This is a genomic window from Paenibacillus sp. FSL R10-2778 (assembly GCF_038593035.1).
Taxonomy (GTDB): Bacteria; Bacillota; Bacilli; order Paenibacillales; family Paenibacillaceae; genus Paenibacillus_AQ; species Paenibacillus_AQ odorifer.
Genome location: NZ_CP151956.1, coordinates 3,377,839 through 3,393,899, shown reverse-complemented (window position 1 = coordinate 3,393,899; position 16,061 = coordinate 3,377,839). Strand labels below are relative to the sequence as shown.

Sequence of the window (16,061 nt, the reverse complement as noted above, 5' to 3'; positions counted from 1 at the left end):
GAAGGTGCAAAGGAAATGGAAAGTGGAGATTTGAGAATATTTCAAGCGGTTGCTCGCGAGGGTAGCATAACGAAGGCTGCTCAAGTCTTGAATTATGTCCAATCAAATGTGACGAACCGGATTCAGTATCTAGAAGCTCAGCTGAAAATCCCCCTATTTCGTCGATCCAATCGAGGGATGACGTTAACGCCGGCAGGTGAGAACTTACTGGTATATACAGACAAAATATTATTACTAATGGACGAGGCTGTGATAACCACACAATACTCTGAGCACCCTGCTGGTCCGCTCCGTCTAGGTTCCATCGAAACAACAGCGGCTACTCATCTAACGCCTCTGCTAACCGAATATCACTTACGGTATCCCGAGGTTAATCTATCGCTTATAACGGGAGAAACGCATAAACTCTTACAAAAGGTGCTTGATTACCAACTAGATGGAGCCTTTGTTTATGGGCCCATTGACCAGCCTGATATAGAACATGTTGTTGCTTTCGAAGAGGAGCTGGTGCTTATCTCACAACCAGGTAAGAGCGATATGCGCGAATTGCTTACAAAGCCAATGTTGTTTTTCGACGTCGGATGTACACATCGCGCCAAAGCTGAGAGTTTCCTAAATGAAAGCGGGATGAGCTCTTATAAGATTATGGAATACGGAACGTTAGATGTAATTCTAAGTGGGGTTACCGCTGGACTCGGCGTGTCTATGCTGCCCCAATCTTCGATTTCCAAGGCTGAAGAGGCGGGAGTAATTACTTCCCACCGTCTGCCTGAAGGATATCGAGATTTGCAGGTATGGTTTGTGTATCGCCGGAACGCGGTTTTTTCTAGTGCGTTTTCAAAATTAATCCAAATAATCGAAGAAATATAGCAAACATACATATTGGGGTTTGATTATATTCGAGCGCAAAGCTTGTTTATTAATCAAACCCTTTTCAGCTTTTTCCGATTATACATGGTATGTCTTGTTCCCGTCTACTCACCACGAATTACTCGAAAACCTTGATCAGGACCCATACCATTCGCTTCGAACTTTCCCCGAAAAGAAATCTCGTTGTTGCTGATACCGCCGATCCACCCGCCACCCTTTACAACCCGGAAAGAACCGCTGTTACTATCTATATCTCCGTACCAGTTCCAACACCATTCCCTTACATTCCCTGACATATCGTAAAGACCTAGCTCATTAGGTTTTTTGCCACCGATAGATTTTGTTTTGTTGTGGTTGTTTTCTATGATCGGCCAGTTCCAATCTCCTGATAAGTATTTGTCTCCAGCATTTTGCCAATACCATGCTACTTCATCTGCTTTATTGCTTCCACTGTAGATGTAACTTTTGCTCAACTGTCCTCCACTTGCAGCATATTCCCACTCTGCTTCAGTAGGCAATCGGTAACCATTAGCTCCTGCATTGAGCGTTACTGTCCATTTTAAATTATCGTTATCACTCTTATTATTCGGATCTTTTTTATTTTTATCTATATTGTAATAGGGTTTGAATCCCTCTTTTATACTTCTTTTATTACAGTAATCTATTACGTCATACCAATTAACCATTTCTACTGGCAAGTTGTCGCCTTTGAATGCTGAAGGGTTGCTTCCCATTATTTCAACCCACTCTTTCTGAGTCACTTCATATTGGCCGATATAGAAATTTGATATAGTTGTACTTTTGTAGTTGGAATTTGTGTTAATGAAAGTCCCGCCTTTGACTAATACATAAGTATCCTTCTGTTCAGGCTTTTCTTGCGAACAAGCGCTGATAACAACTACTATTAAAAGAGAAATTAATAGTTTTCTCATGGATATATCTCCTTTCCAACCACTGGTATTGTAGTTAAGTATCATTTGTTGAATGATCTAGAATGATCTAAGGCTGCCGGCTGTGGACCGGCAACCTTAGCAATGATAGTGATTAATAGTTATTTTAATAATCTGGAGATGCCTGAGCTGGTCCGATGCTCAAGTTACCATACTGTTACGTTTGAGCTCCCGCTACTTTGATATCCTTCTGTCGCTAACACCTGATAAGACCAACTGCTGCCCAGATTCATTCCGTAACTTTTCCAAGCATTAACGTGGTTGGCAAAAGTGATCGCGACATTGCTTCCCGTTGCTCGCTTGGATTGTCTTACACTCCAAAACTGTGTGAAGGTTGCCGTACCATCAATAGAAGGGGCGTTCGTTCTCGTAGTCGTATATATATCATATGTGCCTCCATCACTGGTCACGGTACCTTTATAAGTTCCAGTAGGTCTATAAGTGCCCCAGCTATCAACGACGTAATATTCTATGAGGGAGTTTCTCGTCCACCCATAAAGAGTTAAATACCCATTCCCGGATGGTGCCCAGACGCCTGCATTGTAGTTTATTGTTCTAGATGGAGATCCAGTATTCCAACCCTTACCAACAACAAAGTTACCAGTATTTGACCATGTAACACTGTAATTCCCACCAGATCCATTAGTAGCATTTACTGTCCCGCCACCATCGGTCCAATTTTGCCAATAGTCTGTCGCTGCACTTGAGGTTGCTGCAAACAAGCTGAAACTCATTGTAGCTGCCATAATTACAGTCACGATTTTCTTGTTAAATTTAAACATAATCTACCTCCTGAAATTTTTTGTCACTACATACCTACATACTGCTTGTCTGTATTTCTAGTAGTCGAAGCAATTCCTTATTGGGGCAGATTCGCAACACCACTTCCTTCCATATATATTAATGTAAGCGATTTCATAGAAAATCTTATCATAGATCGTTTACTATTTAATCTCTTCAAATTAAAGATTTTACCCTAAAAAGTATTGTTCTTTTGGGATACCTTATTCACTGGATTTTTGTATCTGCCACAATTACAATCCAGTATTTTTTAGTAACACGTTCATAAACCAAGGCTTAATCAGTGGTAAGACTACTGCTGGTTGCATAGCTTTTGTATGGTCCATCTGGGCTCCCGAAAGGATTTCAACATCCCAGCCTAAATCCGCCAACTGCTCCTTATTCTTTTTTAACAACCCGACGATGTCAACGGTAACGCTCCCGAAATTTTCACCGTAAACGATCGTATCATTTCCACCTGCAAAAGCTAGTTTAGGGAGACTAAGCAAATGTTGAATACTGCGATCATCAAAGGCTGTGAGGCTCTGGTATAGAGAGACAAATTGTGCTGTAACACGGGTATCTATGGTAACCTTTATATTGTCCCAATCCATTTCGTTTGGATTCTCCGATCCTGTTGGGCTTTCTACAGATTCATTTTGGTTACTCAAAGCTTGTGTATGTGTTTTATGGGTCACAACCCTCATTTCTTGATAGGGGCCATTATAGGGTGGAAAACCTCCCATTACCAAACTCTCCAAGCGATCTGTTCTTATAGCCATTTGCAATCCAATCAACGCAAGCCAGGAATAACCGTAGTAACTAAAGCTTGTAACATTCATTTCATCCGCAATGTGGAGAAGATCCTTCACAATATGATCTGCTGTTAGATTTTCCTCTGGATATTGAAATAGATGACCTTCATAATCGAAATAAAGCACTTGAAACGTATCCGCAAGTCCTTCAACAAAATGTTTGCCTAATTCGGGATCTACTCCCCACAGCTTTAAGTTTTCTGCTTCCTGATTGTACACAGATTTTTTAGCGATGGGTAACATGAGGGTTGGACAATCTGGAAGTCCTGCCATACCTACTTCTATTTCTGATTGGTTTGCTAATTGTATTATCTTTTTCAATGAACTCACTCCTTTGTGTTCTATAAAAGTATCATATAACATTCATGCAATCTTTCGGTTTATCCCTCTACCTCCCTTGATATATCTACCTAAATTCGATTTAATATTGTTGTAGCACTTGAATGTTCAACTTTAATGTTTTGGGGTGATGATGTTTATGGAAGAGATATATACACCTACACTGATAGCTAAGCAATTAAATGTGAGTACCACTACTTTAAGGAGATATGAAGATCAAGGTTTAATTCCAGATGTACCAAGGACCGCCAGCAACCGCAGATGTTACACTTCCATCCATGTGCAAGCTTTTACTACCATTCGGGCATTATTGCAGGGATATGAAATTCCGGTTGTGTACGATGTGATGAGGAAGATAAAAGGCCAGCAGATGGAGTCTGCTCTTTGGGCAATCAATCAAGAGCAACATAATACCCAAGTGGAAAAAGAAAGGTTAGAGGAAGTCTTACGCATGTTTCGGGATGTTGATTTATCTAAATACAAAGATTTAACTGTATCAGATTCAATGACGATTGGTGAAGTAGCACAAATGGCAGGAGTTAATCCATCAGCTATTCGGCATTGGGAACAAGAAGGGCTAATCTCTTCGAATAGGAACAAAGATAATGGCTACAGAGTCTTCACTTCAACGGAATTAAGAAAAATTATTCTTATCAGCAGTTTAAGGAAAACTGTTTATTATATCGAGAATATGAAACAGCTTTTGAATGAAATAGAAACACATAACTACAAAAAAGTGGAGATATCCTTTCAGCTTGCCTTACAAAAATTGAATTCTCAATTAATGAAGCAATTTTTCGCGATAGCTGAACTTACAACCTATGTGAAATTGTATAAAAGTAATGCCGAGTAACATATTGATCATAGAAAATGGACTACCTTGCGGTAGCCCTTTTGTGCCTATTTGAACTTGATGTCAACAATCTTCCCGCTTTCCACAAAACCAATATTTCGATAAACCTTATTCGAGTCAGGATTCTTTAAATCAGCATAAAGCATGGGTACTAAATCCTCCGATAAAAGAACAGAACTTAACTCTGCTACTAGTGCACTTGCATAACCTTTTTTCCGGCAAGACGGTGGTGTGTATACCGCATTTAATCTGGAATATCTTGCCGACCTATGTGCAATGTACGCCATTGATACAGGTTTATCGTCTACAAACCATATATACAAGTCCCCTGTCTCAATCATCCTCTTGGCATCTAGAATTTTAGCTTCTGGGTTCACCCTAACCCCATAAGCCCCCTCTGAGAAACCCGCCAAAAACTCTGCTACAATGGCCAGTTTTTTTCTCGTTGCTTGTTGCATTGTACCCTTTACGTTCAACGGTTTCTTTGGATCTGTACAGAAATAAGATTCTATAGTCATCGTGGACTCATATTGAAGATGATTTGCCTGAGAATACAGCTGTGCAAAACGTTCTGTTGTTTTTGGTTCTCCAGATACTCCCGGTAATGTAGTCTCTTTAAGAAATTCTATAAGTTCTTCGTAGAGAACGGCCTTCTTATCCTCGACAATATCCTTAGAACTCCAAAGCTATGCGTTATGTCCCGTTGACTGGGCATAAATCATTGTTTCATCAGAATCTTTTAAGCAAGTAGAACTCTTCGACTCGCAAATAAGGTGAATCAGGTTGTATTGAACCTCATCAGCAATAAATATATCCTGGCTAAGTATTCGATCGGAGACATTGATTTTTTGAAACATTGTTACTCCTCCTTATTTATTTATAAGAACGCAAAAAACTCCGTCCCATTAGGGACGGAGTAGATTCCGCGTTACCACCCTGATTGGTGTATTTATGAATACACCCTCTCTGCTGCCATCGTCCAACAACGATGCTTCTTTGTAACGGCAGAATCCCGGGCCCGCCTACTATGATTTCGGGAGCCAGCTCTGAGGCGATTGTTCGATTCGGGTGTCCTCTGCCTCGCACCAACCGGCAGTTCTCTGATCGACATATCCGGATTTACTTGTCCTCTTCGTCGCATTTGATTGCAATGTAATTAGATACAATATAAAGTAATAGGGATTTTATGTCAATAAAAAAATATGTAAGTTGGCGACGTTAAACAATTATTATTCACTGCGGAAAAATACTAAACACCAAATTGTCTTAAATGATGGTCTAGATGTTTATAAATCCCTTTACCCCATTGCTCCGGAGTGAATTTCCCGAAAAAAGGATGTGGATGGGATGAACAATTCTCCGGACCGTTACTTTGAAAAGTTATAATCTTTTGTTTCAGTATTTCTTTTTCTTTTCCAAAATCTCTATCATCTAAAATAAGTATGGTCGGAATTGTTGACATATTATGTGGTACTGGCTTGTCATTGTAAAAAATAGATTTCACAAACCCTCCTATTAATATTCCTAGCCAACTTCTAGGAGGAAAGGAGTTTCCATTTGCGATGTCTTGAAATGCTGAACAGTGAGCCAACATTTGAGAAACATTCATTTTTCCCCACTGTGGGCTTGAATTTGGACTTAAATTCTCGATACGGCTCAGTATTTCCGCTGTATGTAATTTGTTATATATATTTTCCATAAACACACTTCCATTACGTTTTTTGGGTTTTCGATTTTTTCATTATTAGTTCTGATGATCCATATATCACGATAAGCTATTGTATTCATGATTGCATCATAATAATTTTACAGTATACTGCCGATCTAATATTCGCCATTTCCATTATTCTATCCTTTATTCACTATCATGTCCTTTAACGTAATAAAGCTATCCATCATGGAGGTAGCTCCTCGTCTTAAACTGTCTTTAAATATCGTTTCCCGTTAGTTTAACAACCTACGGATTTCTGCAATACAGAAATACTTTCCTTTAGGAACGCCCTATTCTTTTCAATCCCTCTATTTTTACACCAGACAACAGCACCAAAAGCATCGTAAAAATCATAAAAGGGTAGTATTGTTTCCAAATCCATTAGAGGACGAATTGTTGAATATCCCTCTTTATACGAAATTCTACTTTGAGGATTCACTTCCCAAACATATCGGTTAATTTTTGTGAAATCAATTTCCGAGGATCCACTCCGTGCACTCTCAAAATCAATACTTCCAACAACCATATTATTATTTGTTAGTATATTACCTTGTCGAAAATCCATATGAACAACACACGGGCCATCAGGAGGAGGTAAAACTGAGAAAGCACCCTCAAAGTAATTAATACATTTTTCGAAAAGTCCTCTCTCAAGGACTTCCTTGCAAGGTTCTATAAATTTTTCAAAGCTATTTCTTATATAAAGTCTCCAATTGTTCTGATTAAAAAATTGAAAACCGTCTAATCCTTCCACACCATATCCCGGCATTTTAACTTCATGCAGCTTTGCGTGAAGTACTCCAATTTGAAATGCTAATTCATCGTCAATAGCACCTGTACATGGTGTACCTTTAATCTCAGATAAAAGTAATGCACCAGAAATTAAGTCATCCCCACTCCAGAAGTCTAACACCTTTGGAACCGGTAATACCTCCCTCAACAGTTCAAGCATACGATATTCGCGATATAGTTTATCCCTGTTATAAGGGATCTTCGCATACACCGTTTCTCCATTAGTAAGATTCAGCTTGTATACTTGTGAACTAAAGGACTCAGGAACATTATCTATACTTAATACATTAAGGTTAAATCTTTTTATGATTGTTTCTACTAAGTTCAACTCGCACCTCACATGTTATGAATGAATAGTAATTAGTTCAGCTATCTTATTCTTAATTTTATTGAACTATCCTAACCATTAGTGTAATAAAATTACACTTAGCCCTTTTTCCTTCTTGCTCTCAGGTAAATGACCGAAATCACTACTAGTCCTATTGCAATTACAATATACAAATCAATATCCTGCTCAAACATTAACCACATCTTATATTCTAGGTGTACTTGCTGTTTGGGTCGAAGTCCTTCACCGAATAGTTCTGTTGCTTGGTTAAGGTTATTCATTTCAATTGTTGAACTGAATGGACTACTGCTTGATTCGCCATCCACTTCGCTAATGTATATTAAGTATTTATTACCTTCCTTGAAATCAAAACCCCAAGTGTAGTCTGTTCTCACAATAATTTGAGAGTCAACTTCAGTTTTCCAACTTCGTTCAACATCCACTAATATATATCTGATTTTCTCTTTTGTCCCCGTAAATCCTTCTTGTTTCAAATCGACCTTTATTTGTTTTACTTCACCGTAAATAGCTCCGCCGTAGACCTCTAGGGCTTCTTGGGGACTTCCTAACTCGACACAGGATAAAGCTTTAGCATCTTGTCCATTTGCAATAAAGAATGCGAAAGTGAATAAACATATTAACGTGATTAAACGAAGTTTCAATTTACCACCTACTCTTATGATTTTATTACATAACTTCTTTATTGACATAAGTTATAGGTGAAATGTTGCACTAATTTTCCAATTCCTTCAATGAAATAGGGAGTACACCTCGACGGTATGCTCCCTATTTGGGTTGACAATAGTATTTCGTTGGCCGTGGATGCAGCGCAAGCGCCGCACCTCAGAATATAGAAGTTAAAGTTCTTTCTGGGAGCTGAAAACTTTGAAGAAATATTCCCCACGGATTTGACAACTTTATTCCTTAATACATTTACAATTAGATGTTGAACTGAGCGTTTTTATTAAACTAACGCACCTGTTAGCTCAATAGCAATGATGTGCAACTCCTTACTTCTCCCAAAGCTCGATCAGTCGACCTTCTGGGTCTTCAATCCAAATAAACTTTCCAAATTCACTAATCTCTATTTTCTTTGCAAGAGGTACACCAATCTGTTCAAAATGCTTAATCGTCTCATTTAGATCATACACTTGGAAATTTAACATCACTTGTTGTTCTATTGGAAAATAACTGTCATCCTCGGTAAAGAAAGAAAAAATAGTCTCATTTCCCACTTGAGGTTTTATCACAGTCCCATTCCAATTCTCAATGTCAAGCTTCAACACCTCACTGTACCACTTTTTTGTAGCTTCAAGATTCTTAGTTCTCCAGAATATTCCTCCGAAACCTTTAATCATCGTATCTACACTCCTGTCTGCATTGAAGTTTCTAATAATATACCCTTTAGGATTAAGGAGAATCCACCGTTAACCTCCAGTCCTTACACTGAAGGTTAGTACTAACGGGGGATTCAAAATCACATTCACAATAAACGAGAAGCCTAGCTTATGAAAAATGATATTGGAAGCAGGAGTGAAGTGTATCGGACCCTATAGTCGCTATTAACCATAATTCGGCTCATTTGAGAACCTATCGGACTCTATAGTCGCTATTGGCTCGAAAAGCCTTCATATCGCGCATGTTTGGAACAGATAACGCCTCTGGGGTCCGAAACACTTCTCAAAAGCCAAAATTCAGCCAAATAGCTGCATCTGAGTCCGATCGCTCATGGTGAAGAGAGCGTGTGGGAATACAATACGCACAACAAGCAGCATAGTCGCACATCCGGTAACACAGACGCCAAACATGCAGCAAAATCGCACATCAAGTAATCCAGACACCCAACAGCAAAGCACTAATCAAGTGTTGAAGTATCCGTGTGTTCGTGTGTTCGTGTGTTCGTGTATTCGAGTGTTCGTGTGTTCGTGTGTTCGTGTGTTCGTGTGTTCGTGTATTCGAGTGTTCGTGTGTTCGTTTTTCGAGTACGCAAATGTTCAAGGAGATACATCATGCATCTTCCATGTGGAGAACATTCCTCTTAGCCCCACGCAGTGTCCGTTGCTCATTACTTCTCCTTCTTATGTAAATAATCTTCATTTTAGATTCTAGATTAGAATTATTTGCTATAATGTTCTCATGAAAAATAAAACTATCCTAAACAAATTAGCTATCATTCTACTTTTTATAAGCATTCTCTTTGGCCTACGCTGCATTTGGTTGAGTCTATTTAAGGTTTCCGACACTGTACCTGTGATTAACAATGGGGTACTGGATTTACGCGGCCAGGATCTGGAGCAGGCTAACTTATTCAGGCTGGATGGTGAATGGAGCTTCTATCCTTCGCAATTCGTTTCATCGAAGACTTCTACTCTACCAAAGCTATCCCACTCGCTTCAAGTTCCTGGAAATTGGAGCCATGTTATGGGAAGCGATCAGAATTCTTCTTATGGTTATGGTACGTATCGTCTGCGAATTTTGGTAGACCCGCTTCAGCAACCTGTCTCTTTCTGGATCAAACAAATTTATTCCGCTTCCAGTGTGGAGATTAACGGCACACCTATTCTCAATAATGGGGTAATAGCTCTTGATGCCGATACATATGTACCCAAAACCACCTCATATACAGCAGCTTATTTTTCAAAAAACACCACAGTGATAGATGTATTTATTCACGTAGCTAACTTTGATCAACCCTATAAGGGCGGTATAAAAGGCCCTATTTTCTTTGGCTCTCAGGAACTCATTGACCGGACATACTTTTACACTGTCGGATTTCAAATGCTTACAGCAATTATCTTACTACTGCATGGGCTTTATGCCTGTATTCTGTACTTATTTAATCCTAAAGAACGTGCTTTGTTTCTTGTAGGATTAATGACCTTATCTGTAGCTGTAATCCTTTTAGCTCGAAATGACAACTTAGTGCTTTCATTACTGCCGATTAATTATACTTGGTCCTTAAAAATCCGTTTGATCGCCTTCTTATGGCAAAACCTTTTTATTCTGCTTGTTTTCAGGAAATTCACCTCAGGTGCCAAAGTCAACAAGTGGTTACGTGCTTACACATGGTGTCTTTTCCTTTATACCTTGTTTATATTTATTGTCCCTGCTTATTTAGTCAGCACATCCATTCATTTGGGGATCATTCAAGTGTTCCAGTATATTCCCTTCATTTGGTTGCTCTATAGCTTAGGGCGCTTATTGTTCAAAAAGCAAGATGATAAAGATGTTGTTTTTCTGCTGTTATCAGGTGCGGCGATCGTTTCTAATTTGTTATGGAATTTGTGGGATAGTAACGGACACTATTCAATTGTCTATTATCCTTTGGATATTATCGCAGCCATCGTGGGCTTCTCAGCTTATTGGTTTAAAAAGTATTTTCAAAATGCTAAAGAGAACATGGAACTGAATGAGCAGCTGAAAAAAGCAGACAAACTTAAGGACCAGTTTCTCGCTAATACCTCACATGAGCTGCGTACACCGCTTCACGGAATCATGAATATCGCGCAAAATATTGTCACAAAAGAAAAGGACAGACTTTACGAAAGTAGCCGTCAAGATATGGAACTGCTGATCACAATCAGCCGCCGTATGTCTCATATGCTTGGTGATCTACTGGATGTGGTCCGTCTTCAGGAGCATCGTGTTATTTTACAACAGGAACCTATTTCGGTTCAATCAGTAGTTCCCGGTGTGATTAGTATGCTTCAATATATGATTGAAGGTAAGCCAGTCCAGCTATCTATGGATATCCCGGAAGCTATGCCGCCAGTTCTTGCGGACGAGAAAAGACTGGTGCAGGTTTTATTAAATCTGGTGCACAACGCGCTTAAATACACCGAAGCAGGACTTGTAGCTGTTAAGGCTGAGGAACAGGACGGACAGGTTCTTATCTATGTGACAGATACCGGAGTAGGCATGACTGAAGAGACTATGGCACGGATATTTCTCCCCTATGAGCAAGGCCCTCACGGAATAAATGACGGGCGTGGAATTGGGCTGGGATTAAGCATATGCCGGCAGCTCGTAGAACTGCATGGGAGCAGCCTAAACATTCAATCTGAGCTTGGTAAAGGTTCAACTTTTAGTTTCACACTCTCTCTTGCCGATTCTTACAGCGAACAGATAATAAAACAGACGGAACCTACAGTTTCGTATATGGCAGATGAGATTCATAGACAGATGGCTGAGTGGGGAATTTCCGAACACCAGCCAAGTAATCACTCTGAAAAAATTCCGCCGCTTTTTACAGAGATTAAGGTAAATATTCTGGTGGTAGATGATGATCCTGTCAATCTGAATGTACTAAAGGGTATTCTTGAAACCGAACCTTATATCATAACTACCGTGAACTCAGCCCATGAAGCATTGGAATTGTTGGATAAAAGGAACTGGGACTTACTTATTGGCGATGTTATGATGCCACAGATGTCGGGATACGAATTAACACAGAAGGTTCGTACTCGTTACTCCTTATATGAGCTCCCGATTCTACTGCTTACTGCCCGTAGTCAGCCTGAGGATATTTATACTGGATTTTTGTCCGGTGCCAATGATTATGTCACAAAACCTGTAGATGCAGTGGAGCTTAAATACCGTATTCGGGCTTTAACTGCGATGAAGCTATCCTTCAATGAACGGGTGCGGATAGAAGCAGCCTATCTACAAGCACAGATACAACCGCATTTTTTATTCAATACATTGAACTCTATTGCCGCACTCAGTGATTTGGATACTAAAAAAATGCAGGAGCTCATTGGTGCGTTTACTTCTTTTTTAAGAATCAGTTTTGACTTTTTAAATATCGGAGAGCTCGTGAACCTCTCCCATGAACTGGAATTGGTAGAATCTTATCTTTATATTGAACAGACTCGATTTGCAGAAAGGATATCTGTTGTCTGGAAGGTAGATCCGAATATTGACATCTTAATTCCTCCTCTATCCATCCAACCGTTGGTAGAAAATGCTGTTAAGCACGGTATACTTAAGCGCCAACAGGGTGGGACTGTTGAAATACGTATTATCCGTCTGCACAACGCTGTAAAGATTGAAGTGGAGGATGATGGGCAAGGCATGGATTCCGGGACCCTCTCTTTACTGCTGAAGCCATTGATGGAAGGCAAAGGTGGCATCGGGCTGGCCAACACCCATAGGAGGTTAAGTCAATTATATGGTCAAGGTCTCTCGATCCAGAGTAAGCCTGGAGAAGGCACCTTGGTATCCTTTGTTATACCAGAGGACAGTGATAACTTTTCAAGCAAAAAAGCCGCTCCATAAGGAGTGGCTTTTTTGTATCGTTATCTCTATCCTTTTAGAGTAAGCTTAAAAAATAGTCGGCACCATTCCCCCATCCATGCGAATTGGAGAACCTTTAAATGCAGAGGCATAAGGACTGCATACAAATGCTGCTAGTCTGCCTATTTCAAAAGGTTTAATAAATCGTTGTATTTCAGATTGAGGAAGATTTGTAGTCATGAATTTTCTTTCTTTTTCTGAAAAAGTCATATCTTCATTGGAGTATATCCCATCAATAATTTGATGCACATTTTCAGAAAGTGTTGGTCCTGGCATGATTGTATTGACTGTAACTTCAGTTCCTATCGTTAACTTAGATAAGCTTTTTGACAATGATAATAACATTGATTTGGTCATTGCATATTGAGGCATTTGGCCTGAAGGCATAATGGCTTCTTCACTAGCAATAAAGAGAATGCGGCCATAATCTTTTTGTAACATTTTAGGTAAATAGAATTTTGTTAATCCATTTGCAGCAAGGACATTAGTACGGAAGTATTTTTCGAATATTTCGTCGTCAACGTCCTCATATTTCATAATTTCATAGATACCCATATTATTAACTAAAATATCTATATTAGGGTATTTTTCGAATAAGGCTTCTCTTTGTTCAATATTCACAATATCCGCTGTAGCATTTTGTGGAGAGGTAGCCGGGAAATTTGACTTTATTTCATTTACAGTTTGTTCTACCTGATCATAATTCCGTCCATTAATCAGTACATTAACTCCTTCTTTAGCAAGTTCAAAGGCGATTGCTTTGCCAATACCTTTTGTTGATCCTGTAATTAAAGCTGTTTTATTATTTAATCCCATATCCATATTACATTTCTCCTTTTATCACGGCGTGCTGAGTAGTTGTCATTTCAAGAACAGTCCTGTGTGCCGGCTAGGATTATATTATCGTACCGGGGTTGTTCAGTAACTAGCGGATTGCGCCAAAGTTCTTGTTTAACACGCCAATGATAAATCTCTGAAAATACTGTCTTTATGAAGAGGGTATCGAGTTTAAACCTAAATGTTCAGTACGCCAATTTGAAGGAGTATCACCTTCCCAAAGACGGAAGGCACGGTAGAACGAGTTCTGGTCTTCATATCCAATCAAGAAAGCCACTTCTTTAATATCAAGCGATGGATCTGCCAGATACTCTCGTGCTTGCTCATGTCTAGCTTGTGTCAGCAATTGCTTGAAGCTTGTGTTTTCTTCAGTAAGCCTGCGTTGCAACGTACGGTCACTCATACTTAATGCCTTCGCAACAGCATGAATGTCAGGGCGTCCTCCGCTGAAGCTGCGTTTCATGAACCATTTGACCCTCTCGGTTATAGAGCGAGTGCCCTTCTGTTCAGCAAGCGTCCGGTCCAAAACGGGAGTCAGAATCTCCAGCAGCTCTTCGTTGTACGAGATAAAAGGCCGATCCAAATCATTTCGACGCAACGTCAAACGATTATATTGAGCACCTATCTGAATTCGGCAGCCGAAATAAGCTTCAAGAATCTTTACATTTCCTATAGGCTGTGAAAACTCGACAAGCTGTGCTGTCAAAGGTAGACCTGTGCCTCGCCGCCCAAGCTCTAGAAGAAATGCCAAAGTGAGACCTAGTAGCAGCGGTGGACCAAAATGCCCGGGATGCTGCCATTCCAATTCGATTGTACATAGCTCGCCTTCTTCGGTAAAACGCAAGCTTTCAGGAGGGCACATTTGTTTGTATCGTACCATTCGCTTAAGAGCATCGCGATAGTCCTTAGCATGGTATGTTGCTAAGACCGTAGGCGGATATTGTGTAGTTTCAAAGACGGTTGCAAGCTTAATGATTCCTTCGGCTGTATCCCCAATGAGATCGGAATATGCCTGCCAGACTGCGAAATATTGGGCGGTGGTGACTTCTGACTCTGTGATCTGGCTAAGTGGAAGATTTGCTTTGCTGGCTACATCTTGTGCAGTTATTCCTAATTGACTTAATCCAGCCCAAAATCCTGGTGGGATTTTAATTTGATCAGAGGTATGAGACTTCATACATATGGACCTCCTTTATTAAGAACTCCAGCACGCTTGGGCAAGCAGTTCGAACGAATGTAACCGTTTCTCATAATCTGGAATCATGGTAACGATAATGAATTCATTAACTCCATACAAAAGAGATAACCGTTCCAACTTACCTTTAACACTTTCCGGAGTACCTACCAGCAGCTTGCGTTCCAAGGGCTCAGACTTCGCTTCGGCAGAACCTTCTTGTTGGAATAATGTCGTACCAGATGAGGCCAATCGCTCTGCCTCTTCCTCAGTCTCGGCGCAAATGACGCCAACAGCAACCATGGCCTGCGGTTCAGGAGAAAGTGAAGAAGGAGTAAAGGTTTCACGGTAAGCCTGCAAAACCTCCTCCCCTGCTACATCGCTCATGAACTGGCCGAACACATAACCTGCTCCAAACTCGGCAGCATATGCCGCGCTTTTCTTGTTTGTACCCAGCAGCCATAGCTCTGGAGATATGGGTGGGACCGGACGGGCGGTTATTGAACGTCCTTCATAGGAATAGTTACCCTGCAATAATTCAGTGACGCCTTTAAGGAGTTCTGGCATTTTCCAAACATTTTCGAGAAAATTGCCACTCAGTGCTAAACTTACTTCAGCAGTACCGCCGGGAGCTCTGCCTAATCCAAGGTCGATGCGTCCCGGGTACAAACTGGCCAGCAAATGAAATGCTTCCACCACCTTTAGCGGCTTATAATGTGGCAGCAATAAAGCACCTGAGCCAAGGCGAATGTGTGCTGTTTTCGCTCCAATATGCGATAAAAGCACCTCCGTAGAGGTACATGCTAATCCCGGCATATCATGATGTTCAGCAACCCAATAACGAGTATATCCCAGTCTTTCTGCTGTCTGAGCCAGCTTCACTGCTTGTCCCAATGCGGTACTAGCATCCACCGTATTAAAAACAGGTACGAGATCTAATACACTAAGCTTAATGGATGTTGTTGTCATGATTAAGTCCTACTCGAGGGTTTCGGTAAAATTCGATCATATCGATAAAAATAAGCTTGTAATCAACTGTCACCGCAGCCAGATCATACATTCGGCCATGGCCGTCTTCTTTGGAGGCAAAAACAACATCGTGCCGCAGCTTGTCCATAATCATTTTGCCGATGAACTGATGCTCGTATTCCGCGTACTTCTTTTTGAAAGCTTCATTAAATTCCCACACCTCTTGGTAAGACCGCTCTAGCATTGCGTTTACCAAAGTCAGCTCGTTGCCCTCTTTTTGTACAGCCACGTAATAATTTCCGCGCTCATCCTTGATCAAATCCTTATATAACTCAACGTTCAAAGTTA

At 40.3% G+C, this 16,061-nt stretch carries 16 protein-coding genes and 1 other annotated feature; of the genes, 3 read left to right on the top strand and 13 right to left on the bottom strand.

From position 1 onward, the window contains the following. Positions 1-15: 15 nt before the first annotated feature. Complete coding sequence (locus tag NST40_RS15090; protein ID WP_342410903.1) at positions 16-870, top strand: LysR family transcriptional regulator; 855 nt, start codon at positions 16-18, stop codon at positions 868-870. A gap of 104 nt (positions 871-974) precedes the next feature. Here the strand turns inward: NST40_RS15090 and NST40_RS15085 are convergent, their stop codons facing one another. The 3 genes from NST40_RS15085 to NST40_RS15075 all read right to left on the bottom strand — a co-directional run bounded on the left by NST40_RS15085 (position 975) and on the right by NST40_RS15075 (position 3,736). Beyond that, positions 975-1,802: an SUMF1/EgtB/PvdO family nonheme iron enzyme gene (locus tag NST40_RS15085; RefSeq protein WP_076276539.1), complete on the bottom strand. Its 828-nt coding sequence runs from the start codon at positions 1,800-1,802 to the stop codon at positions 975-977. Positions 1,803-1,966: 164 nt separating this feature from the next. Then, the gene (locus NST40_RS15080) at positions 1,967-2,602 is read right to left on the bottom strand and encodes a glycoside hydrolase family 11 protein (RefSeq protein WP_076190353.1); all 636 of its coding nucleotides are present in this window, start codon (positions 2,600-2,602) and stop codon (positions 1,967-1,969) included. A gap of 252 nt (positions 2,603-2,854) precedes the next feature. Further along, positions 2,855-3,736, bottom strand: coding sequence for an alpha/beta hydrolase (locus NST40_RS15075; protein ID WP_076276538.1), 882 nt, complete (start codon positions 3,734-3,736; stop codon positions 2,855-2,857). 157 nt (positions 3,737-3,893) lie between these two features. Between NST40_RS15075 and NST40_RS15070 the strand changes: the two genes are divergently transcribed. Next, positions 3,894-4,607, top strand: coding sequence for a MerR family transcriptional regulator (locus NST40_RS15070; RefSeq protein WP_342410856.1), 714 nt, complete (start codon positions 3,894-3,896; stop codon positions 4,605-4,607). A gap of 47 nt (positions 4,608-4,654) precedes the next feature. Here the strand turns inward: NST40_RS15070 and NST40_RS15065 are convergent, their stop codons facing one another. The 6 genes from NST40_RS15065 to NST40_RS15040 form a co-directional block, all read right to left on the bottom strand. Beyond that, a complete protein-coding gene (locus NST40_RS15065; protein ID WP_342410855.1) occupies positions 4,655-5,125 on the bottom strand; it encodes a GNAT family N-acetyltransferase in 471 nt (156 codons plus the stop codon). Positions 5,126-5,293: 168 nt separating this feature from the next. Then, entirely contained in the window at positions 5,294-5,464 is a 171-nt protein-coding gene (locus tag NST40_RS15060; RefSeq protein WP_342410854.1) for a hypothetical protein, read from the bottom strand. A 47-nt stretch (positions 5,465-5,511) separates the two neighbouring features. Continuing rightward, positions 5,512-5,752, bottom strand: a binding site (T-box leader). A gap of 104 nt (positions 5,753-5,856) precedes the next feature. Continuing rightward, complete coding sequence (locus NST40_RS15055) at positions 5,857-6,306, bottom strand: DUF1569 domain-containing protein (RefSeq protein ID WP_076218108.1); 450 nt, start codon at positions 6,304-6,306, stop codon at positions 5,857-5,859. A gap of 250 nt (positions 6,307-6,556) precedes the next feature. Next, positions 6,557-7,438 carry an aminoglycoside phosphotransferase family protein gene (locus tag NST40_RS15050; protein ID WP_342410853.1) on the bottom strand — a complete coding sequence of 294 codons (882 nt, stop codon included), beginning with the start codon at positions 7,436-7,438 and terminating at the stop codon, positions 6,557-6,559. Between the two features lie 98 nt (positions 7,439-7,536). Next, on the bottom strand, positions 7,537-8,100 hold the full coding sequence (locus tag NST40_RS15045; protein WP_342410852.1) for a hypothetical protein: 564 nt from the start codon (positions 8,098-8,100) through the stop codon (positions 7,537-7,539). A 348-nt stretch (positions 8,101-8,448) separates the two neighbouring features. Further along, positions 8,449-8,796 (bottom strand): VOC family protein, encoded by a 348-nt coding sequence (locus NST40_RS15040; RefSeq protein ID WP_076190357.1) that lies wholly within the window; start codon positions 8,794-8,796, stop codon positions 8,449-8,451. A gap of 859 nt (positions 8,797-9,655) precedes the next feature. Between NST40_RS15040 and NST40_RS15035 the strand changes: the two genes are divergently transcribed. Continuing rightward, entirely contained in the window at positions 9,656-12,715 is a 3,060-nt protein-coding gene (locus NST40_RS15035) for an ATP-binding protein (RefSeq protein WP_342410851.1), read from the top strand. A 45-nt stretch (positions 12,716-12,760) separates the two neighbouring features. Here NST40_RS15035 and NST40_RS15030 read toward each other — a convergent pair whose 3' ends face one another. The 4 genes from NST40_RS15030 to NST40_RS15015 all read right to left on the bottom strand — a co-directional run bounded on the left by NST40_RS15030 (position 12,761) and on the right by NST40_RS15015 (position 16,056). Continuing rightward, positions 12,761-13,555, bottom strand: coding sequence for an SDR family NAD(P)-dependent oxidoreductase (locus tag NST40_RS15030; protein ID WP_076125594.1), 795 nt, complete (start codon positions 13,553-13,555; stop codon positions 12,761-12,763). A 166-nt stretch (positions 13,556-13,721) separates the two neighbouring features. After that, a complete protein-coding gene (locus tag NST40_RS15025) occupies positions 13,722-14,747 on the bottom strand; it encodes a helix-turn-helix domain-containing protein (protein WP_339248721.1) in 1,026 nt (341 codons plus the stop codon). A gap of 18 nt (positions 14,748-14,765) precedes the next feature. Continuing rightward, the gene (locus NST40_RS15020) at positions 14,766-15,713 is read right to left on the bottom strand and encodes an LLM class flavin-dependent oxidoreductase (protein ID WP_076276528.1); all 948 of its coding nucleotides are present in this window, start codon (positions 15,711-15,713) and stop codon (positions 14,766-14,768) included. Beyond that, a complete protein-coding gene (locus NST40_RS15015; protein ID WP_076218114.1) occupies positions 15,694-16,056 on the bottom strand; it encodes a hypothetical protein in 363 nt (120 codons plus the stop codon). Before NST40_RS15015 ends, NST40_RS15020 begins: the two co-directional genes overlap by 20 nt. Between the last annotated feature and the right edge of the window lie 5 nt (positions 16,057-16,061).

Coding starts and splice junctions, on each gene's coding strand:
- NST40_RS15090 (WP_342410903.1), top strand. CDS start 16: ATGGAAAGTGGAGATTTGAGAATATTTCAAGCGGTTGCTCGCGAGGGT.
- NST40_RS15085 (WP_076276539.1), bottom strand. CDS start 1,802: ATGAGAAAACTATTAATTTCTCTTTTAATAGTAGTTGTTATCAGCGCT.
- NST40_RS15080 (WP_076190353.1), bottom strand. CDS start 2,602: ATGTTTAAATTTAACAAGAAAATCGTGACTGTAATTATGGCAGCTACA.
- NST40_RS15070 (WP_342410856.1), top strand. CDS start 3,894: ATGGAAGAGATATATACACCTACACTGATAGCTAAGCAATTAAATGTG.
- NST40_RS15065 (WP_342410855.1), bottom strand. CDS start 5,125: ATGACTATAGAATCTTATTTCTGTACAGATCCAAAGAAACCGTTGAAC.
- NST40_RS15060 (WP_342410854.1), bottom strand. CDS start 5,464: ATGTTTCAAAAAATCAATGTCTCCGATCGAATACTTAGCCAGGATATA.
- NST40_RS15055 (WP_076218108.1), bottom strand. CDS start 6,306: ATGGAAAATATATATAACAAATTACATACAGCGGAAATACTGAGCCGT.
- NST40_RS15040 (WP_076190357.1), bottom strand. CDS start 8,796: ATGATTAAAGGTTTCGGAGGAATATTCTGGAGAACTAAGAATCTTGAA.
- NST40_RS15030 (WP_076125594.1), bottom strand. CDS start 13,555: ATGGATATGGGATTAAATAATAAAACAGCTTTAATTACAGGATCAACA.
- NST40_RS15025 (WP_339248721.1), bottom strand. CDS start 14,747: ATGAAGTCTCATACCTCTGATCAAATTAAAATCCCACCAGGATTTTGG.
- NST40_RS15020 (WP_076276528.1), bottom strand. CDS start 15,713: ATGACAACAACATCCATTAAGCTTAGTGTATTAGATCTCGTACCTGTT.